13 protein-coding genes are annotated in these 16,993 nt (G+C 66.2%); 5 read left to right on the plus strand and 8 right to left on the minus strand.

What is annotated here, in order from left to right; translation table 11 throughout:
* Positions 1–275: 275 nt before the first annotated feature.
* Positions 276–3,815 (minus strand): DNA polymerase III subunit alpha, encoded by a 3,540-nt coding sequence (gene dnaE, locus AC1DY7_RS02175; RefSeq protein ID WP_477492014.1) that lies wholly within the window; start codon positions 3,813–3,815, stop codon positions 276–278.
* A gap of 140 nt (positions 3,816–3,955) precedes the next feature.
* Between dnaE and AC1DY7_RS02180 the strand changes: the two genes are divergently transcribed.
* Genes AC1DY7_RS02180 through AC1DY7_RS02190 form a run of 3 tightly spaced genes read left to right on the plus strand, consistent with a single transcriptional unit; the run spans position 3,956 to position 6,416 of the window.
* Positions 3,956–4,888 (plus strand): ATP-binding cassette domain-containing protein, encoded by a 933-nt coding sequence (locus tag AC1DY7_RS02180; protein WP_477492015.1) that lies wholly within the window; start codon positions 3,956–3,958, stop codon positions 4,886–4,888.
* The gene (locus tag AC1DY7_RS02185) at positions 4,885–5,625 is read left to right on the plus strand and encodes an ABC transporter permease (protein WP_477492016.1); all 741 of its coding nucleotides are present in this window, start codon (positions 4,885–4,887) and stop codon (positions 5,623–5,625) included. The genes AC1DY7_RS02180 and AC1DY7_RS02185 overlap by 4 nt, the downstream gene beginning before the upstream one ends.
* Complete coding sequence (locus AC1DY7_RS02190; RefSeq protein WP_477492017.1) at positions 5,622–6,416, plus strand: ABC transporter permease; 795 nt, start codon at positions 5,622–5,624, stop codon at positions 6,414–6,416. The genes AC1DY7_RS02185 and AC1DY7_RS02190 overlap by 4 nt, the downstream gene beginning before the upstream one ends.
* Before the next feature lie 12 nt (positions 6,417–6,428).
* Here AC1DY7_RS02190 and AC1DY7_RS02195 read toward each other — a convergent pair whose 3' ends face one another.
* From AC1DY7_RS02195 to lspA, 6 genes are all read right to left on the minus strand, one after another.
* On the minus strand, positions 6,429–7,364 hold the full coding sequence (locus tag AC1DY7_RS02195) for a glycosyltransferase family 2 protein (RefSeq protein WP_477492018.1): 936 nt from the start codon (positions 7,362–7,364) through the stop codon (positions 6,429–6,431).
* 3 nt (positions 7,365–7,367) lie between these two features.
* Positions 7,368–8,690: a UDP-glucose dehydrogenase family protein gene (locus AC1DY7_RS02200; protein WP_477492019.1), complete on the minus strand. Its 1,323-nt coding sequence runs from the start codon at positions 8,688–8,690 to the stop codon at positions 7,368–7,370.
* Positions 8,691–8,939: 249 nt separating this feature from the next.
* Positions 8,940–12,116, minus strand: coding sequence for an MMPL/RND family transporter (locus AC1DY7_RS02205; protein WP_477492020.1), 3,177 nt, complete (start codon positions 12,114–12,116; stop codon positions 8,940–8,942).
* An 84-nt stretch (positions 12,117–12,200) separates the two neighbouring features.
* A complete protein-coding gene (rarD, locus tag AC1DY7_RS02210) occupies positions 12,201–13,118 on the minus strand; it encodes an EamA family transporter RarD (RefSeq protein ID WP_477492021.1) in 918 nt (305 codons plus the stop codon).
* 1 nt (position 13,119) lies between these two features.
* Positions 13,120–14,049 (minus strand): RluA family pseudouridine synthase, encoded by a 930-nt coding sequence (locus AC1DY7_RS02215; RefSeq protein WP_477492022.1) that lies wholly within the window; start codon positions 14,047–14,049, stop codon positions 13,120–13,122.
* On the minus strand, positions 14,046–14,690 hold the full coding sequence (lspA, locus tag AC1DY7_RS02220) for a signal peptidase II (RefSeq protein WP_477492023.1): 645 nt from the start codon (positions 14,688–14,690) through the stop codon (positions 14,046–14,048). Before lspA ends, AC1DY7_RS02215 begins: the two co-directional genes overlap by 4 nt.
* Before the next feature lie 38 nt (positions 14,691–14,728).
* On the opposite strand from lspA, the gene AC1DY7_RS02225 reads away from it, so the two are divergent.
* Positions 14,729–15,187 carry a hypothetical protein gene (locus AC1DY7_RS02225; RefSeq protein WP_477492024.1) on the plus strand — a complete coding sequence of 153 codons (459 nt, stop codon included), beginning with the start codon at positions 14,729–14,731 and terminating at the stop codon, positions 15,185–15,187.
* Here AC1DY7_RS02225 and AC1DY7_RS02230 read toward each other — a convergent pair.
* On the minus strand, positions 15,169–16,497 hold the full coding sequence (locus tag AC1DY7_RS02230; RefSeq protein ID WP_477492215.1) for a DNA polymerase IV: 1,329 nt from the start codon (positions 16,495–16,497) through the stop codon (positions 15,169–15,171). The two genes, AC1DY7_RS02225 and AC1DY7_RS02230, sit on opposite strands and share 19 nt — an antisense overlap.
* A 60-nt stretch (positions 16,498–16,557) precedes the next feature.
* Here AC1DY7_RS02230 and AC1DY7_RS02235 point away from each other — a divergent pair, with 60 nt between their 5' ends.
* Positions 16,558–16,776, plus strand: coding sequence for an RNA-binding S4 domain-containing protein (locus tag AC1DY7_RS02235; protein WP_477492025.1), 219 nt, complete (start codon positions 16,558–16,560; stop codon positions 16,774–16,776).
* Positions 16,777–16,993: the final 217 nt, after the last annotated feature.

Consider the following 16,993-nt stretch of genomic DNA (forward strand, 5'->3'; position numbering starts at 1 on the left):
GCACAGACTACGATCAGCAACATTGAGCCGCTCCCCCCACGGGTGCCGCCGTGACCACGCAAATGTCACGGTACTGCCTGGTAATCGGCTGTGGCGCGACTGGTAATCGGATCGATCTATTGCCGATTCAACAAATCCAGCAATTCAGTCGCACCGCCTTGGTGAGTGAATTTAGCAGCCGCCCGGCAATGCGACAATATGAACGTATCGATTGCGATAGCAAACATCGGTCCACTCACCTTGGAGCGGACTGAGCGGAGCAGTCGGTTCGCCCCTCAGCCGCCGAGGCAACCCGGGCCGAGGAGGGCTTTGAGGTCCCCCATCAGCGCCGACGACGGCGTGACGCGCAGGGACTGATCGAGCTCCAGGGTGGTGATACGTTCGCCGCTGATCAACCGCAGGTGCACGTGCGCCGTACCGGGGTGCCGTGCCAGTACCTGCTTGAGTGCGGTGACCTTGTCTTGAGTGCACTGCCGGGTGGGCAGGCTCAGTGCCAGCGGACGGTCGGCCTGCGCATTCGAAAAGTCCGGTACCACAAGGTCATTGGCGATCAGCGACAATCGGTCATCGCGGATGGCGACCTTGGCTCCGACCAGCACCACGGCGTCGTCGGCGATATCGGCTCCGAACGCCGAATACGTCTGCGGGAAGAACAGCACCTCGATACCGCCGGTGAGGTCCTCCAATTGCGCCGACGCCCAAGGCAATCCGTTCTTGTTGACGCGACGGTTCACCGAGGCCAGGATGCCACCGATACGCACCTGAGTGTCGTTGGCGATGTCCCCTTCCAAGATCGCCGGGATCTGAGTGTCCACCTGGGCCGCCAACAAGTGCGCGACGCCGTCGAGCGGATGCCCGGACACGTAGAGGCCCAGCATTTCCCGCTCCAGGGCGAGCTTGTGCTTGTCCTCCCACTCGCCCTCTGGCACCGGGATGGTGAAGACCGACTCCATCCCGGAATCCGCGTCACCGCCACCGAAGAGGTCGAACTGCCCGATCGCCTCCGCCTTCTTGGTGCCCAACACCGAGTCCACGGCGTCGGCGTGCACCAGGAACAGGCCCTTGCGCGGATGCCCGAGTGAATCGAACGCCCCCGCCTTGACCAGTGACTCCGTCACCTTCTTGTTGCACGCGGTGATGTCGATCTTGTTCAGGTAGTCCGAGAAGTCGGTGTACTTGCCCTTGTCGTTGCGGCCGTTGATGATCGACTGCACCACGTTGCTGCCGACGTTGCGCACGCCACCGAGGCCGTAGCGGATGTCCTTGCCCACCGAGGCGAAGTTGTGCACCGATTCGTTGACATCCGGTGGGAGAACGGTGATCCCGAGCCGGCGGCAGTCCGACAGGTACACCGCAGCCTTGTCCTTGTCATCACCGACGGAGGTGAGCAGGCCCGCCATGTACTCGGATTGATAGTTCGCCTTGAGGTAGGCCGTCCAGAACGACACCAGCCCGTAACCGGCGGCGTGGGATTTGTTGAACGCGTAACCGGCGAACGGAAGAATTGTGTCCCACAACGCCTTCACCGCGGCCTCGGAGAAACCGTTGGCCGTCATCCCCTCTTTGAAGCCCTTGTACTCGGCCTCGAGCACCTCGAGCTTCTTCTTGCCCATGGCCTTACGCAGCGCGTCGGCCTTACCCATGGTGTAGGAGGCCACCTTCTGGGCGATGAACATGATCTGCTCTTGATAGACGATCAGCCCGTAGGTCTCGGACAGGATCTCCTTGAGCGGTTCCTCCAGCTCGGGGTGAATCGGCTTGATCGGCTGGCGGTTGTTCTTGCGGTCGGCGTAGTCGTTGTGCGCATTCATGCCCATCGGGCCTGGGCGATACAGCGCCAGCACGGCGACGATGTCGTTGAACCCGGTGGGCTGCATCCGGCGCAGCAGGTCCCGCATGGGTCCACCGTCGAGCTGAAACACGCCCAGAGTGTCTCCGCGGGAAAGCAATTCGTAGGTAGCCGGATCGTCGAGCGGCAGATGATCCATGTCCAGGTCGATACCGCGGTTGGCCTTGATGTTCTCCAGGGCGTCACCGATGACGGTGAGGTTTCGCAGGCCCAGGAAGTCCATCTTGAGCAGGCCGATGGCCTCACACGACGGGTAGTCCCAGCCGGTGATGATCGCGCCGTCCTGCGCACGGCGCCACATCGGGATCGCGTCGACGAGCGGCTCGGAGCTCATCACGACCGCACAGGCGTGCACACCCGCGTTCCGGACCAGGCCCTCCAACCCCCGCGCCGTCTCGTAGATGGTGCGCACGTCGGGGTCGGTGTCGATCAGGCCGCGGACCTCGGCGGCCTCCTTGTACCGCTCGTGGTTGGGGTCGGTGATGCCAGCCACCGAGATGTCCTTGGCCATGATCGGCGGGGGCAGCGCCTTGGTGATCCGGTCGGCGATCGCGAAGCCCGGCTGACCGTAGTGCACACGGGCCGAGTCCTTCAGTGCCGCTTTCGTTTTGATCGTGCCGAAGGTGATGACCTGGGCCACCCGGTCACTGCCCCACTTGTCCGAGGCATAGCGCACCATCTCACCGCGGCGGCGGTCGTCGAAGTCGATGTCGATATCGGGGGCCGACGGGCGCTCGGGGTTCAGGAACCGTTCGAACAGCAGGCCGTGCGGTATCGGGTCGATGTTGGTGATGCCCATGGAGTAGGCGACCAGCGAACCGGCCGCCGAACCACGGCCGGGACCGACGCGGATGTTCACCGACTGCGCATAGCTGATGAGGTCGGCCACGATCAGGAAGTACGACGGGAAGCCCTTGTCGCAGATGACCTTGATCTCGTAGTCGGAACGGTCGATGTACTCCTGCGGCACACCGTCGGGGAACCGGCGGGCCAGCCCGGCCCTGACCTCGTGGTGCAGCCAACTGGCCTGATCGTGCCCGTCGGGCACCGGGAAGATCGGCATCCGGTCACGCGGGGTCCACACGTCGGCGTAGGACTGTACGCGCTCGGCGATGAGCAGGGTGGAATCACACGCGCCGGGCACCTGGGGATCCCACAGTGCGCGCATGTCGGCGGCAGACTTCAGGTAGTAGCCGTCCCCGTCGAACTTGAACCTGGCCGGATCGGAGAGCGTCTTACCGGTCTGGATACACAGCAGGGCCTCGTGGTTGAGCGAGGCCTCACGCGTCACATAGTGGCAGTCATTGGTGGCCAGCGGCCGGATGCCGAGCTTGCGGCCCACCTCCAGCAGGCCCTCGCGGACCCGGCGCTCGATCTCGATGCCGTGGTCCATCAACTCGAGGAAGAAGTTGTCCTTACCGAAGATGTCCTGCCACTTGGCGGCCGCCTCCAGCGCCTCCTTGTCGTGGCCCAGGCGCAACCGGGTCTGCACCTCCCCAGAGGGGCAGCCCGTGGTGGCGATGATGCCCTCGGAATTCTCGGCGATCAGCTCGGCGTCCATCCGCGACCACTTGCCGAGCTGGCCCTCGAAGGAGGCCAGCGAGGACAGCTTGAAGAGGTTGCGCAAGCCCGTCGCGTTCTCGGCGACCATCGTCATGTGGGTGTAGGAACCACTGCCCGAGACGTCGTCGCCCTTCTGGCTGGGGTCACCCCACGTGACGCGCTTGGTGTTGAAGCGGGACGCCGGGGCGATGTACGCCTCGATCCCGATGATCGGCTTGATGCCGGCGTCGGTGGCGATGTTGTAGAACTCACTGGCGCCGAACATGTTTCCGTGGTCGGTCATGCCGATCGCGGGCATCTCCAGGCGCTGCGCCTCGGCGATCATCGGCTTGACCTTCGCCGCACCGTCGAGCATCGAGTATTCGGTGTGGTTGTGCAGGTGCACGAAGGAATCGGAGCTCATAGGGACGCCAGTGTATTGGTGCCCACCGACACTTCTCGGCGTGTCGCCATTCGTGTCTGCCGACCGTATTCGCGAAGTGTGGCGCAACCCCGTAGGCGGCGGAACTCGCGCACCGCTGCTCGGCTGTATCGTATGACTCCGTGATCGAGCTCATCAATGTCGCCAAGACATTCGGCGGTAGTGTTCCCGCCCTGCGCGACGTGAGCTTTTCGGTGCCCACCGGGTCCGTCCTCGCGTTGCTGGGGCACAACGGCGCAGGAAAGACGACGACGGTCAAGATCCTCTCGACGTTGCTCAAGCCGACCTCGGGCCAGGCCATCGTCGCGGGATACGACGTGGCCAAGGAACCCGCCAAGGTGCGGCAGAGCATCGGTGTCACCGGCCAGGACGCAGCGCTGGATCCGCGGTTGACCGGCCGGGAGAACATCATCCTGTTCGGCCGGTTGCGCGGCCTGCGCCGCGCCGAGGCACGCGCCCGGGCCGAGGAACTCATCACCCAGTTCGACATGGGGCACGCGGCCGACCGTCAGGTCAGCGGTTACTCCGGCGGCATGCGGCGGCGCATCGACATCGCAGTGTCCCTGGTGGTCCCGCCGAAAGTGCTCTTCCTGGACGAACCAACCACCGGCCTGGACCCGCGCAGCCGCCGCGACGTCTGGAACCTGGTCAGCTCGATGAAGGCCCAGGACATCACCGTCCTGCTGACCACCCAGTACCTCGAGGAGGCCGACCTCCTCAGCGATTCCGTCGTCATCCTCAACGCCGGGCAGATCGTTGCCAGCGGCACCGCCGACGAGCTCAAGCGCCAGACCGGCACCAGCTACTGCGAGATGACGGCGCTCCATGCCGACGACCTGTCGCGCATCGCGGACGCGCTGGCCGATTTCGCCGAGGTCGAGATCGACGCCGACACGAGCTCGGTCTCGATCCCGGCGCCGCAAGGTGTCGCGACGCTGTCGGAGGTGTTCCGGCGGATGGACGGTCTCGGTGTCGAGCTCCTCGACATCTCGCTGCGCCGGCCGTCGCTGGACGAGGTGTTCCTGCACCTCACCACCCCGGTCACCTCGAAGTGACGGCAGTCGCCCTCCTGACGGCCCGCGTCGTGCGGAAAGGCCGGATGGATCTCGCGTTCTCCGGCGTCGTCCCGATGTCCGGGCTGATCGGTTTGACGTTCCTGCTGCGCGACGTGATCGTCATCCCCGGCGGGATGAGCTACGCCCAGTACATCCTGCCCGCGATCGTCGTCCAGGCGATGTTGGGTGGTGCGCTCACGACCACCGACCGGGCGGCCTGGGAGAAGTCCAGCGGACTCAGCTCACGGATGCGCACGCTGCCCATCTCGCCCTACGCACCTCTGATGGCCCGCATGGCCTATTGCCAGATCCGGGGTGTGCTGGCGCTGGCCGCGTCGTTCCTGGCGGCGTACTTCTTCGGGCTCCGGATGACCGGCGGGTTCGGATACACCGCAGCCTTCGTCCTGATGGCGCTGGCGCTGACGCTGGCCCTGTCCCTGGGTGCGGACGCCACAGGTAACAAGGCCAAGCGCACCGAGGTGGCCAGCCAGTTGTTGTTGATCCCGCAGCTGCTGCTCGTCTTGCTCTCCACCGGGTTGGCACCGGTCGATGCCTTCCCGACCTGGCTGCACACGTTCGTGCGGTACCAGCCGATCTCGCAGATCACCGAGACGATGCGCGGTTTCACCACCGGGCATGTGTCGCCTGCCAACCTCGCCGTCAGCGTGGCGTGGTGCGTGGGGCTACTGGTCGTGCTCGGACCGCTCGCCATCCGGGTTCAGGGGCGCACATCGTGACTTCGGCTACGCCACATCAGAATTCGCTGCTCACGGAGAGCTGGATCTTCGCGGGCCGGCTGTTCGTCCAATGGCGCCGGTATCCCATGGTCCCCATGCAGGCGCTGATCTTCCCCACCCTGCTGCTCATCATCTACGGCGCCCTGGTGGGCCGGTCGATGGTGCGACTCACCGGCAACAGCGGGCTGGATCTGCTGATCCCGGTGTGCACCCTGGCCGGCGCCATGTCCGGCGCGGTCGGTGCCGGACTGGCCGTCCCGTACGACCGCAACAGTGGACTGCTCAGCAGGCTGTGGATCATGCCGGTGCACCGGACGTCACCCCTGTCCGGCGCGCTGCTCGCGGAGGCTGCCCGCACGTTCGTCGCCTCGGCATTCGTCGCGGCGACCGGCTGGATCATGGGTTTCCGCTTCGGCGGCAATGCGCTCGAGTTGCTGGTCTATCTCTTGATGCCGGTGGTCGTCGTCATCTTCTTCGCGACCATCGTGATCACCCTCGCCCTGCGGCCCCAGGGCCGGATCATCCTGACCTGGACCCAGACGGGGTGTATGGGGCTGGCCTTCGCCACGCTGATCCCCCTCGACCGGGTGCCGGCACTGCTGCGTCCGCTGGCCGAGTACCAACCCATCGCACCGCCGGCCGCGGCCATGCGGGCGCTGTCCTCGGGCGGCGATCTCTGGCAGCCGATCCTGCTGACGCTGCTGTGGGCCGTGGTGATCGGCGCCATCTTCGTGCCCGTCGCGGTGCGCGGGTACCGGGCGGCTGTCGAAGCCGGGCCTTCGGACGGTTAGTCCGCTGAGCCGTCAGGCGGAATCGGGTCCCGGACCCACCTCGAAGGTGGCGGGCATCTCGAACTCCGACTGCTTGAGCAACCCGGTGATGAAGCCGTACTGAAACGCCACACCGACCACGGCGTGCGCCGCCAGTTCGGACGGCGGCTTGCGCAATTCGGAGCGCACGGTCGCCCACGCATCCACCGGTGAGTGCCGTGGGGCGTCGTCCCCGACGTTCGCACCGATACCGACGTCGCGGTTCGCCCACCGGATGTAGGCGTTGCTGTGCCCGTACCGTTTCCACTGGCTGGCCAGGTCCCGCAGCGACGCGCGCGGCTCCCATTCCATCAACACCCGGGTGTCGGTCGCTATGGTGCCCAGCGACTGTTCCTGAATGCGCCAACAGATGTCGAGATCGCCACCGCCACGCATCGACCGGAAACCGCCCACCGTGACGAAGGCGGTCCTGTTGATCCCGAGGTTGGCGGTCGGATAGTAGTCGGGCCGCGGCGGCACCATGCCGATGGTCGCCTTCATCGCCCCGCCGCCACGCGGCAGCATGAACGGCTGTGTCTTCGCTGCCAGCCGGGCGGCCAGCGTGGGGCCGGACACGGTCCGAACATTGGTGCAGGACAACGCAACTCCAGGCCGCGCCTGAAGTTCGCGGTGAGCTTCCAGCAGACCCGGCAGCGGGCGGCAGCGCCCGTCGACAAAGAGCAGGATGTCGGCGGTGGACTTGCCCGCGGCCAGCTGGCGGGCGTAGTACGGGCCGCGACTGTTCGTCACTGTCACCACATTGGCGCCGAGAGAACGCGCCACCTTTTCGGTGCCGTCGGTGGACGCGTCGTCGACGATGGTGACCCGGTCACCCTCGGCGAGTTGGTCGAGTAACGGTTGGAGCAACTTCGGCAGGTGATCGGCCATGTCCCGGACCGGGATGATCACCTCGATGGTCTGCGGTGACATGGGTCAGCCGTTCAATCCACTCCGGCCCAGGGCATACACCTGCCAGCCGGCACCGGTCCAGTACTCACGATCGATCGCGTTGCGGGTGTCGAGGAGACGCGGCTCCTTGACGACGGACCGGAAGGACACCGGATCGATGGCGCAGTACTCGTCCCATTCGGTGGCCAGCACGATGAGATCGGCGTTGCGGCAGGCGTCCTCGGCGCTGTCGAAATAACCGAGCGTCGGGAATCGCGCCTTGGCGTTCGCGATGGCCTTCGGGTCGTGGACGCGCACGTCGGCACCCTTGAGGTGCATGGCCGCGGCCACATTCAAGGCAGGAGAATCCCGGACGTCGTCACTGTTGGGCTTGAACGCGGCGCCCAACACGGCGATGCTCTTGCCCAGGAATTCGCCGCCGACGAGCGCCCGCGCGACCGCGACCGCCTTCTCGCGCCGACGCAGGTTGATCTTGTCGACCTCGTGCAGGAAGCGCAGCGCGTCGGAGGCTCCGAGTTCACCGGCCCGCGCGCTGAATGCGCGGATGTCCTTGGGCAGGCATCCGCCGCCGAAACCCAAGCCCGCGTTGAGGAATCGCTTGCCGATGCGGTCGTCGTAACCGAGCGCGCGGCTGAGCATGACGACGTCGGCGTCGACGATCTCACACACCTCGGCCATCGCGTTGATGAACGAGATCTTGGTCGCCAGAAAGGCATTGGCAGCAACTTTGACCAGTTCCGATGTCGGGAGGTCTGCGGTCAGGTACGGCGTCCCGGTGTCGATCATGGTGCCGTACACCTGCTGCAGGGTCTTCTCCGCGTATTCGGAGGTCACCCCGAACACCAGGCGATCCGGCGCCAGGGTGTCCTCGATCGCCTTGCCCTCCCGGAGGAATTCCGGGTTCCACGCAACTTCGAGACGGTGCGCCGAGTCCGTCTTCGCCACCTCGGCAGAAAGGCGCTGGGCGGTGCCGACCGGGACAGTCGACTTGCCGACGATCAGCCCGTCGCAATCGGCGCTGGCGGCGACCGAACGGAAAGCACTGTCGACGTATTCGATGTTGGCCGCGTCAGAGCCTGCCAACTGCGGCGTTCCGACGCAGACGAAGTGCACCGATGCGCCCGATACCGCTTCCTGCAAGGACTGGCTGAACCGCAGCCGGCCGGTGGCGAGCACCTCCTGGAGCAGCTCGTCGAATCCCGGCTCGAAGAACGGCGACGTGCCCGTCGCCAGCTGGGCGATCTTCGAGGCATCGGTGTCGTACGCGACGACCTCATGCCCGATCTGCGCCATGCAGGCGGCGTGAACGGCGCCCAGGTAGCCCGTTCCGATGACGCTCATTTTCATGTGGCTGAACTCCAGGCGCTAGCAGTCGGTGTTTGTTTCCCAAGGCACTCGCGGCGTTGTCGTAGCAAGTACACCACACACAGTCGGTGTGGGAACGCCTGGTCGCAGCTGCCGCAATGCCCTCATCACGGCGAACCCTATCCAACGTTTTCAGCCACCGCAGCACCGCCTGCACCGAGCACGGATTTCGGGACGCCGACATCTCCTCGGCAGCCGGAAAGCCTGCACGCGAGGCGGATTCCCGCGGTTCTACTGGATCCGGAAGGCCCGGGTCACCATCGAGGCGTTGGCGGTGGCCTGACCGAAATCGGTGTCGGCATCGTCACCGTCGAAATCGTCGTACCAGTCGCTGTCACGCGGGCCGGAACCGGCTGCAACCGCACCCGCACCGGCAGCGACCGGCACGGGCCTCCTGCGCTTCACACCGGGCTTCTTCCCGGGCGGGGCCGACGGCCACCAGTTCTTGTCCCCCAGCAGCACCGCGATGGCGGGCACCGTGATGGTGCGGACCAGGAAGGTGTCGAGCAGCAAGCCGATACCGATGATGAATCCGGTCTGCACGATCGCCGCGATGCTACTGACCGTCAGCGCCAACATGGAGGCGGCGAAGATCAGGCCGGCCGAGGTGATGACGCCGCCGGTGGCTCCGACCGTGCGGATCACCGCCGCCCGCATACCGCGATGCGCCTCTTCTTTGATCCGGGAGATCAGCAGCAAGTTGTAGTCCGCGCCCACCGCGACGAGCACCAGGAACGTCACGCCAGGGGTGTTCCAGAAGATCGGTTGTTTCATGATGAACTGGAAGACGATGACGGTGATGCCGAGTGCTGACATGTAGGACAGCACCACCGTCAGCACCAGATAGAGCGGCGCCAGGATGGCCCGCAGCAACACCATCAAGATGATGAACACCACGATCAGTGTCACCAGGACGATGTAGCGGATATCGGAGTTGTAGTAGTTCCGGATGTCGTTCTGGCCACGGGTGAATCCGACCATCGTGACGTTCGCATCGGCCAAAGTCGTGTTGGGACGGGCACTTTCGGCCGCCCCGATGATGTCGTCGATCTGGTCCATGGCCTCGGTGCCGAACGGGTCGAGCGCGGTCTGCACCAGATATCGCGCCGTGTGACCGTCCGGGGAGATGAACAGTTTCGCGGCCTTCTCGAACTCCGGCCGGGTGAGGATCTGCGGCGGGATGTAGAAGCCCGACATCGACGGGTCGGCGGCGTCGCGCTTCATCGCCAGCAGGAAGTCCGACGCCTGGCCCAGGCCGCCGCCCATCTGCCTGGTCTGATCGACCAGCACCTTGACGCCCTGGGCCAACTTGTCGCTGGAGTCGGCGAGCAGGTTCGCACCCTTGGTCAATGTCTCGAGCTGGGTCTTGAGCGCCTCGGGATCGGTGGCCTGGAGTTGGTCGGCAGCGGTCAGCGCGGTGTTCAGGTTCTCGTCGATACCCGTCAGGTTCTCGTGCAGGGTCTTGTCGTCGGTGGTCTCCAGATCATGGGCGGCGAGCCGGAGTTGGTCCATGGTGCCGTCTTCGTACGAGTTGAGCAGGCTGGTCAGATCGGTCTTGACCGCTTTGCAGGCCGGGTCGATCGCGCACCACGGGATCGAGTTGAGCACCTGAAGCGTCGGCTGCAGCCACACCACGTTGGTGATGACGCCGTCGATGCCCACCCCGAGTTGCTTGCCGAGGCTCTGCAGCCCGTCCACCAGCGATGCGCTGGCACTGGCCCGTTTGATGGTCCCGGTGCCGCCGTAGTCCTTGTCGATCTCGACCAGTGCGTTCAGCAGCGTCGTCAGTGGGCCGGCAGACTCCAGCACCTGGTTCCTGAGCTTGTTCAGTGCTTCCGCGAGCTGGCGCGAGCCGTCGGTCAGCGCGGTGAGGTTGCTGTCGTTCTGCGAGATGAGATTGGTGGCCTCTTCCATCTTCTCGCCGACCTCACCGGCCTGATGGGTGGCCCTCGCCTCGGTCAGCATCTCGCCGTTGGGCCGGGTGATCCCGCGGACCGCGGCGATGTTCGGCAACTGTGCCACCCGCGCGGCCATCTGTTCCATGTCGGCCAGCGCGCGCGGCGACCGCAGGTCCTGGCTGTCGGAGTGGATGACGATGAACTGCTGCATCGAGTTGCTGACCGGGAAGTGCGAGTTCATCGTCTCGTAGGAATCGTTGCTCGCCGACTTCACCGGAAGGTTCTTGCGGTCGTCGAAGTTGAAGTCCACCAGCAGCGCGCAGCTGGCGAGTGCGAGCAGCAGGATCAGGCTGCAGATGAGGTTGAGCCAGGGCCGCCGCACGATGTTGACACCGGACAGCCGCCAGAACCGGCCGGTGATGTCCTTGCGCGGGTTGACCCAACCACGCCGACCCGCCAGCACGATGAACGCGGGCAGCAACGTCACCGAGGCCATGAAACCGACGAAGATGGTCACCGCGAGGGCGGGGCCGATCGTGGAGAAGACGGCCAGCTGGGTGAACTGCAGCGACATGAAGGTGATCGCGACGGTGCCTGCCGAGGCGGCGATGACCTCACCGATGGACACCAGCGCGGCGACGACCGCCTCATCGGAGCCCATCCCGCCGCGCAGATACTCCTGATATCGGCTGAACAGGAAGACGGAATAGTCGATGCCGGCACCGATCATCATGCCGGTGATGAGCATGATGGTCTGCGGGCCCAGACCCAGCCCGAGCAGACCCAGCCCGGCGACCACCTGCTGTGCGGTGGCCAGCGAAATGCCGATGGTCAGCAGCGGGATGAGCATCGCGACGATGTTGCGGTACACGATGATCAAGATCAGCAACACCGTGAGGACGGTGGAGATCTCGATGATGTGCTGATCGCGCAAGGCGATGCCGGTGACGTCCTGCATGGTCGCCGCGGCGCCCACCACGCTGGGTTTCAGCGTGGTATTTGCTGTCACCTCATCGATGATCTTCATGGCGTCGCGGTAGGCCTTCTGGCCCCGGCCGGTGCCCATGGTCCCGTACAGGCTGACCGGCAGGTTCCATGCCTTGCCATCTTTGCTGGTCATGGCCTGGCGAAGCTCGGGGATGTGAACGAAGTCCTGTGTGCCGATCACCGAGTCGGTGTTCGCCCGCAACTTGTCGACAAGTGTCCGATAGGTGGCTTCGTCGTCTTTGCTCAGGCCGTTGTCGTTCACGAGGATGACGGCGACCATATTGCTGGCGCCGGCTTCCTTGAACGCGTCCTTCATCTGCTTTCCCGCGGCCAGCACGGGAGCGTCCTTGGGCCAGAAATCCGGCGGGTGTTGCGCCGCCACGGTCGCCAGCGGAGGCAGCGCAGCGAACAACGCGCCGGCGATGACCAACCACGAGGCGATCATCAGCACCGGGTGGCGGACGATGAGACGGCCACTGCCCGCTAATAAAGCGTGCGCGCTCACCTTGGGACGTTTGAACATTGCGGACCAGGCTACAGGTTTCCGCAGCTGAGTTGACCACGCCGGGGTGAATCAGCAGGCCGCTCAGCAATCTTCTCAGGTTGTTTATACATTGCCGCTCTCAGAAATCGTCCGGCGCGCTGACCGCGCCCGGATGACGGCATCGACGCTGAACACCGCCAGTGCGATCCAAATCAGCGCAAACCCGAGCCAGCGCGCGGGGGGCATCGCCTCGTGCCCTACCAGCACACCCCAGGACATTTGCATGATCGGCGTCAGGTAGAACAGCAGCCCCATTGTCACCATCGGGAGGCGCTGAGCGGCGGCAGCGAACAACAACAGTGGGATTGCGGTGAGCACGCCGGACAGCACCATCAACATGACATGAGCCGTCCCGTGCCCCGTGAAGGTGCCCTGCCCCGACGACTGGAGCACGACGAGGTACGCCACAGCAAACGGTGCGGCCAGTCCGGCCTCCACCCCGACGCTGACCCGCGGATCGGCGTCCACGGCCTTCTTCACCGCCCCGTAGAGCGCGAAGGACAACGCCAGACCCAGCCCGATGTAGGGCGGGGACCCGATCTCCACCGACAGCACGACGACCGCCGCCACCGCGATGCCCAGCGCCGCGAACTGCGCGCGGTTCAGCCGCTCCCGGAAGATGAGCACTCCCAGTGCCACCGTCACCAGCGGGTTGATGAAATACCCGAGCGCTGCGTCGACGACGTGCCCGTTGTTCACGGCATAGACGTAGATGGCCCAGTTGGCGGCGATCAACGCCGACGCGCAGGCCAACAACAACCAGGTGTGGCCCGTCATGGTGCGCAGGTCATTGAACCGGCCGACCAAGACCACCACGCCGACCATCAGAACCAGGCTCCACACGATGCGGTGCGCCAGGATCTCGGCCGCGCCCGCCGGTTTGAGCAGCGGGAAGAACGCCGGGAACAGGCCCCACATGCCATACGCACCGGCACCGAACAACAGCCCCGCGGAACGTCTTCCCGGGTCGCTACCCGTCACCTCAGTGCTCGTGGTTGCGCAGGACGTCGAGCGCGTGCTGTAGATCGGCCGGGTACGGGCTGGTGATCTCGATCCATCTGCCGTCGGCGGGATGGGCGAACGCCAGCGACCGCGCGTGCAGCCACTGCCGCTCCAAGCCCAATCTCTTGGCCAGGGTCGGATCGGCCCCGTAGGTCAGGTCTCCGCAGCACGGATGATGCAGCGCCGAGAAGTGCACGCGGATCTGGTGGGTACGGCCCGTCTCCAGGTGCACGTCGAGCAGGCTGGCCGCTTGAAAAGCCTCGGCGGTGTCGTAGTGGGTGATGCTGTGCCGGCCCTGTTCGGTGACCGCGAACTTCCAGTCGTTGCTGCGGTGCCGGCCGATGGGAGCGTCGATGGTGCCGCTCGACGGATCGGGATGGCCCTGCACCAGCGCGTGATAGCGCTTGTCGACGGTACGTTCCTTGAACGCGCGTTTGAGCAGCGTGTACGCCCGCTCCGAGATGGCCACCACCATGACCCCCGACGTGCCCACGTCCAACCGGTGCACGATGCCCTGCCGCTCGTGCACCCCCGACGTGGTGATCCGGTAACCCGCCGCCGCCAGGCCGCCGAGCACGGTGGGCCCGGTCCAGCCGACGGAGGCGTGTGCTGCCACTCCCGCCGGTTTGTCGACGGCGACGATGTCGGCGTCGGAGTACAGGATGGTCATGCCCTCGATGTCGACGGGCGTGTTCTCGATCGGTGCGGGCGCATCCGGGATGCGCACCTCCAGCCAGGCGCCGGCCACCAGTTTGTCCGACTTCCCGGCGACGATCCCGTCCAGTTCGACGCCGCCCTCTTCGGCCATCGCGGCCGCCGCCGTGCGCGACAACCCGAGCAGCCGCGCCAGCCCCGCGTCGACCCGCATTCCCGCCAGGCCCTCGGGCACCGGCATCGAGCGGGTCGTCACTCCGGCGACTCGGCGTCGTCACCGGCAGCGGATGCGGGCTCCTTCGCCGGCGCGGGCGCCGATTCCGGCCCGGGTTCGTCCGGCCTGCGCCGGCCGTCGGTGTCGAAATCGAAGCCGAAGAGCGAGAGCACCACCAGGAGGATCGCCCCACCGACCACCGCGGGGTCGGCGACGTTGAACACCGGCCACCAGCCGATCGACAGGAAGTCCACCACGTGCCCGCGCAATGGTCCCGGCGAGCGGAAGAAGCGGTCCACCAGATTGCCCAGCGCGCCCCCGAGGATCATGCCCAGGCCCAGCGCCCACCACGGCGAGACGAGTCGGCGGCCCATCCAGATGATGCCGATCACCACCCCCGCCGCGACGAGCGTCAGCACCCAGGTGTAGCCGGTGGCCATGGAGAATGCGGCGCCGGAATTGCGCACCAGCGTCCAGGTCACGGTGTCCCCGATGATGGACACCGGCTGTCCCGGCGTCAGCAGGTGCACGGCGAGCACCTTGCTCACGATGTCCAGTATCAGCACCACACCGGCGACCGAGAGCAGCAGCCGCATCCGCCTGCGCGGGCGCGGTGCGGCACTGTCCGCAGCGTCCGCTCCACCCTCCGGGGTCACCGGTACGGCCGCTTTTTCGTCAGTCACGTGTCCATCATCCCAAACGACCGGGTATGCATGAGGTCATGGGACCTGTTCGCCGCATCTGCACGGTGCTGGCGGTGTGCACGGTGCTGCCCGTCGGCCCCGCCCGGGCGCAGCCTGCGGACGGTTCCGACGTCATCGACACCTATCCGGTCAGCGAGGGGCACTACACCTCACCGGACGACTTCTCGTGGCTGTTCTTCAAGACCCCGGACGGGCGGGCCTGCGGAATCGGCCCGAACGGCGGGCCTGTCGGCTGCGACGCGGTGCCCTACGACGTCACCGGATATGACCAGACCGTCGTCAACCCGTGGGGTCCGGCCTCCTACCGCAGATCGGACGTCGCGTCGTTCACCCGCGATGTCGACGTGCTGCCCGAAGGGCACCGGCTGGCGAACTGGGGCGCAAGCTGCGGCGTCGGCCACCAGGGCACCGTGACCTGCACGACCTACGGCGGGCACGGCTTCACGCTGGCCGCCACCTATTCGGTGCTCTGGTAGAGACCGTCCAGATAGGACCGCCAGTCCAGGCTGTCGATCGGGTCGGCGCGGGTGATCTCGTCATCGTCGTCGGAGAAGGTCCTGGCCACACCCGGGCCGCTGCCCCGTGTCTCGAACCGGACCGTCATCACCCCGTGGCCGGCGCCCTGCACCCAGCCGTGCCCGTAGCGACCGTGGGCCACGTCGTCGCCGATACGCCACGGCGCCGGCGGCGCGGCCGCGACGGCCGCCGGGACCGTCGCGGGGTGGTCGGCCACCTCGTCGCCGACCTGGTCCAGGTCGGGGAACAGCGACTCCTGCTGCACCAGGGACAATCCCGAAAACCCTATGCCGACAAGGCGAATGGGTCCCACCTCGACCGGGTCGAGCAGCAACCGGCGGGCCGTCGAGATGAGGATGGCCGCGTCGGTCGTCGCGTACGGCAGGGTGGCCGACCGGGTCAGGGTGCTCATATCCGACTTCTTCAGTTTCACGGTGACCGTGCGCGCGCCCCTCCCGTCCTTGGTCAGCCGGCGATGCGCGTGCTCACCGATCGGGCCGGTGGCATCACGCAGTTGATCCAGGGTGCGCAGGTCCTCGGCGAACGTCGACTCGGCGCTGATCTGCTTGGCCTCGGCCCGTTCGGCGACGGGGCGGTCGTCGATACCGCGGGCCAGCCGGTGCAGGGCCGGTCCGACGGTACCGCCGAGGATGTCGGCGACCTCGCCGTCGGTCAGCGCCGCAAACGCCCCGATGGTGTGGATGCCGAGCCGGTTCAGCCGCTCCTCGGCGACGGGGCCGATGCCCCACAGGCTGCGCACCGGCAGTCCGTCCAGCAGTAACCGCTCGCCGCTGCGATCGATCACCCGGATGCCGTCGGGCTTGGCCAGCCCCGAGGCGATCTTGGCGACCTGCTTTCCCGACCCCGCCCCCACCGAGGCGATCAGCCCGGTGCGTTCCAATACCTTGGCGCGCAACGCTTCACAGAACCGCTCGACCTCCGCGGCCGCCGCGCCCACGAGTTCGTCGGGTTCACCGAACGCCTCGTCGAAGGACAGCTGCTCCAATACCGGGACCACCGAGCGCACCGTGTCGAACACCCGCCCGCTGGCCACTCCGTACACGGCGCCGCGGGGCGGCAGCACCACGGCCGGGGAGCCGACGAGGCGGCGCGCCTGGTGCATGGGCATGGCCGAGCGCGCACCGAACACCCGCGCCTCATAGCTGGCGCCGGCCACCACGCCGCGCCCCCCGAGCCCGCCGACCAGCACCGGCCGCCCATGCAGGGTGGGCCGGGTCAACTGCTCGACGGACGCGAAGAACGCATCCATATCGAGATGCAGGACCCAGCGCTCCACAGGTGTCGATGCTAGATCGATAGGGTGACGACCATGAACGACGTGCCCATCCGCGATGACACGATCCGCCTCGGGCAGTTCCTCAAGCTCTCCGGGTTGATCGACACCGGCGCCGACGCCAAAGGCGCGATAGCCGACGGGCTGGTCACCGTCAACGACGAGGTCGACACCCGGCGCGGCAGGCAGCTGCACCCGGGCGATGTGGTGACGTTCGCCGACGCGTCCGCGCGAGTGGTGGCCGAGAACCGGTGACGTAGCACTGCCCGTCGGCACTGTTTGCTCGATCTACCACGCGCGACCCCCGCGTCAGCCTTCTTCCAGCGCATGTCGCCGCACCACCGCGGCGTCGAACATTGAGATATTCGCCAGAATCACCCCGGCGCTACGAGTTGGTGGAAATCGAATCATGGCTTTCCGTAAGGCTTTTCGGTTTCATCACGGTACTGGGATCGGCTCGATACCCTCCATC

Source organism: Mycobacterium sp. P2_H7 (genome assembly GCF_056403275.1).

Bases quoted from the DNA above. Each gene is read 5' to 3' on its own strand.
- AC1DY7_RS02235 (WP_477492025.1), top strand. From the start codon at position 16,558: ATGAACGACGTGCCCATCCGCGATGACACGATCCGCCTCGGGCAGTTC.
- AC1DY7_RS02200 (WP_477492019.1), bottom strand. From the start codon at position 8,690: ATGAAAATGAGCGTCATCGGAACGGGCTACCTGGGCGCCGTTCACGCC.
- AC1DY7_RS02195 (WP_477492018.1), bottom strand. From the start codon at position 7,364: ATGTCACCGCAGACCATCGAGGTGATCATCCCGGTCCGGGACATGGCC.
- AC1DY7_RS02205 (WP_477492020.1), bottom strand. From the start codon at position 12,116: ATGTTCAAACGTCCCAAGGTGAGCGCGCACGCTTTATTAGCGGGCAGT.
- AC1DY7_RS02225 (WP_477492024.1), top strand. From the start codon at position 14,729: ATGGGACCTGTTCGCCGCATCTGCACGGTGCTGGCGGTGTGCACGGTG.
- AC1DY7_RS02230 (WP_477492215.1), bottom strand. From the start codon at position 16,497: ATGGATGCGTTCTTCGCGTCCGTCGAGCAGTTGACCCGGCCCACCCTG.
- dnaE (WP_477492014.1), bottom strand. From the start codon at position 3,815: ATGAGCTCCGATTCCTTCGTGCACCTGCACAACCACACCGAATACTCG.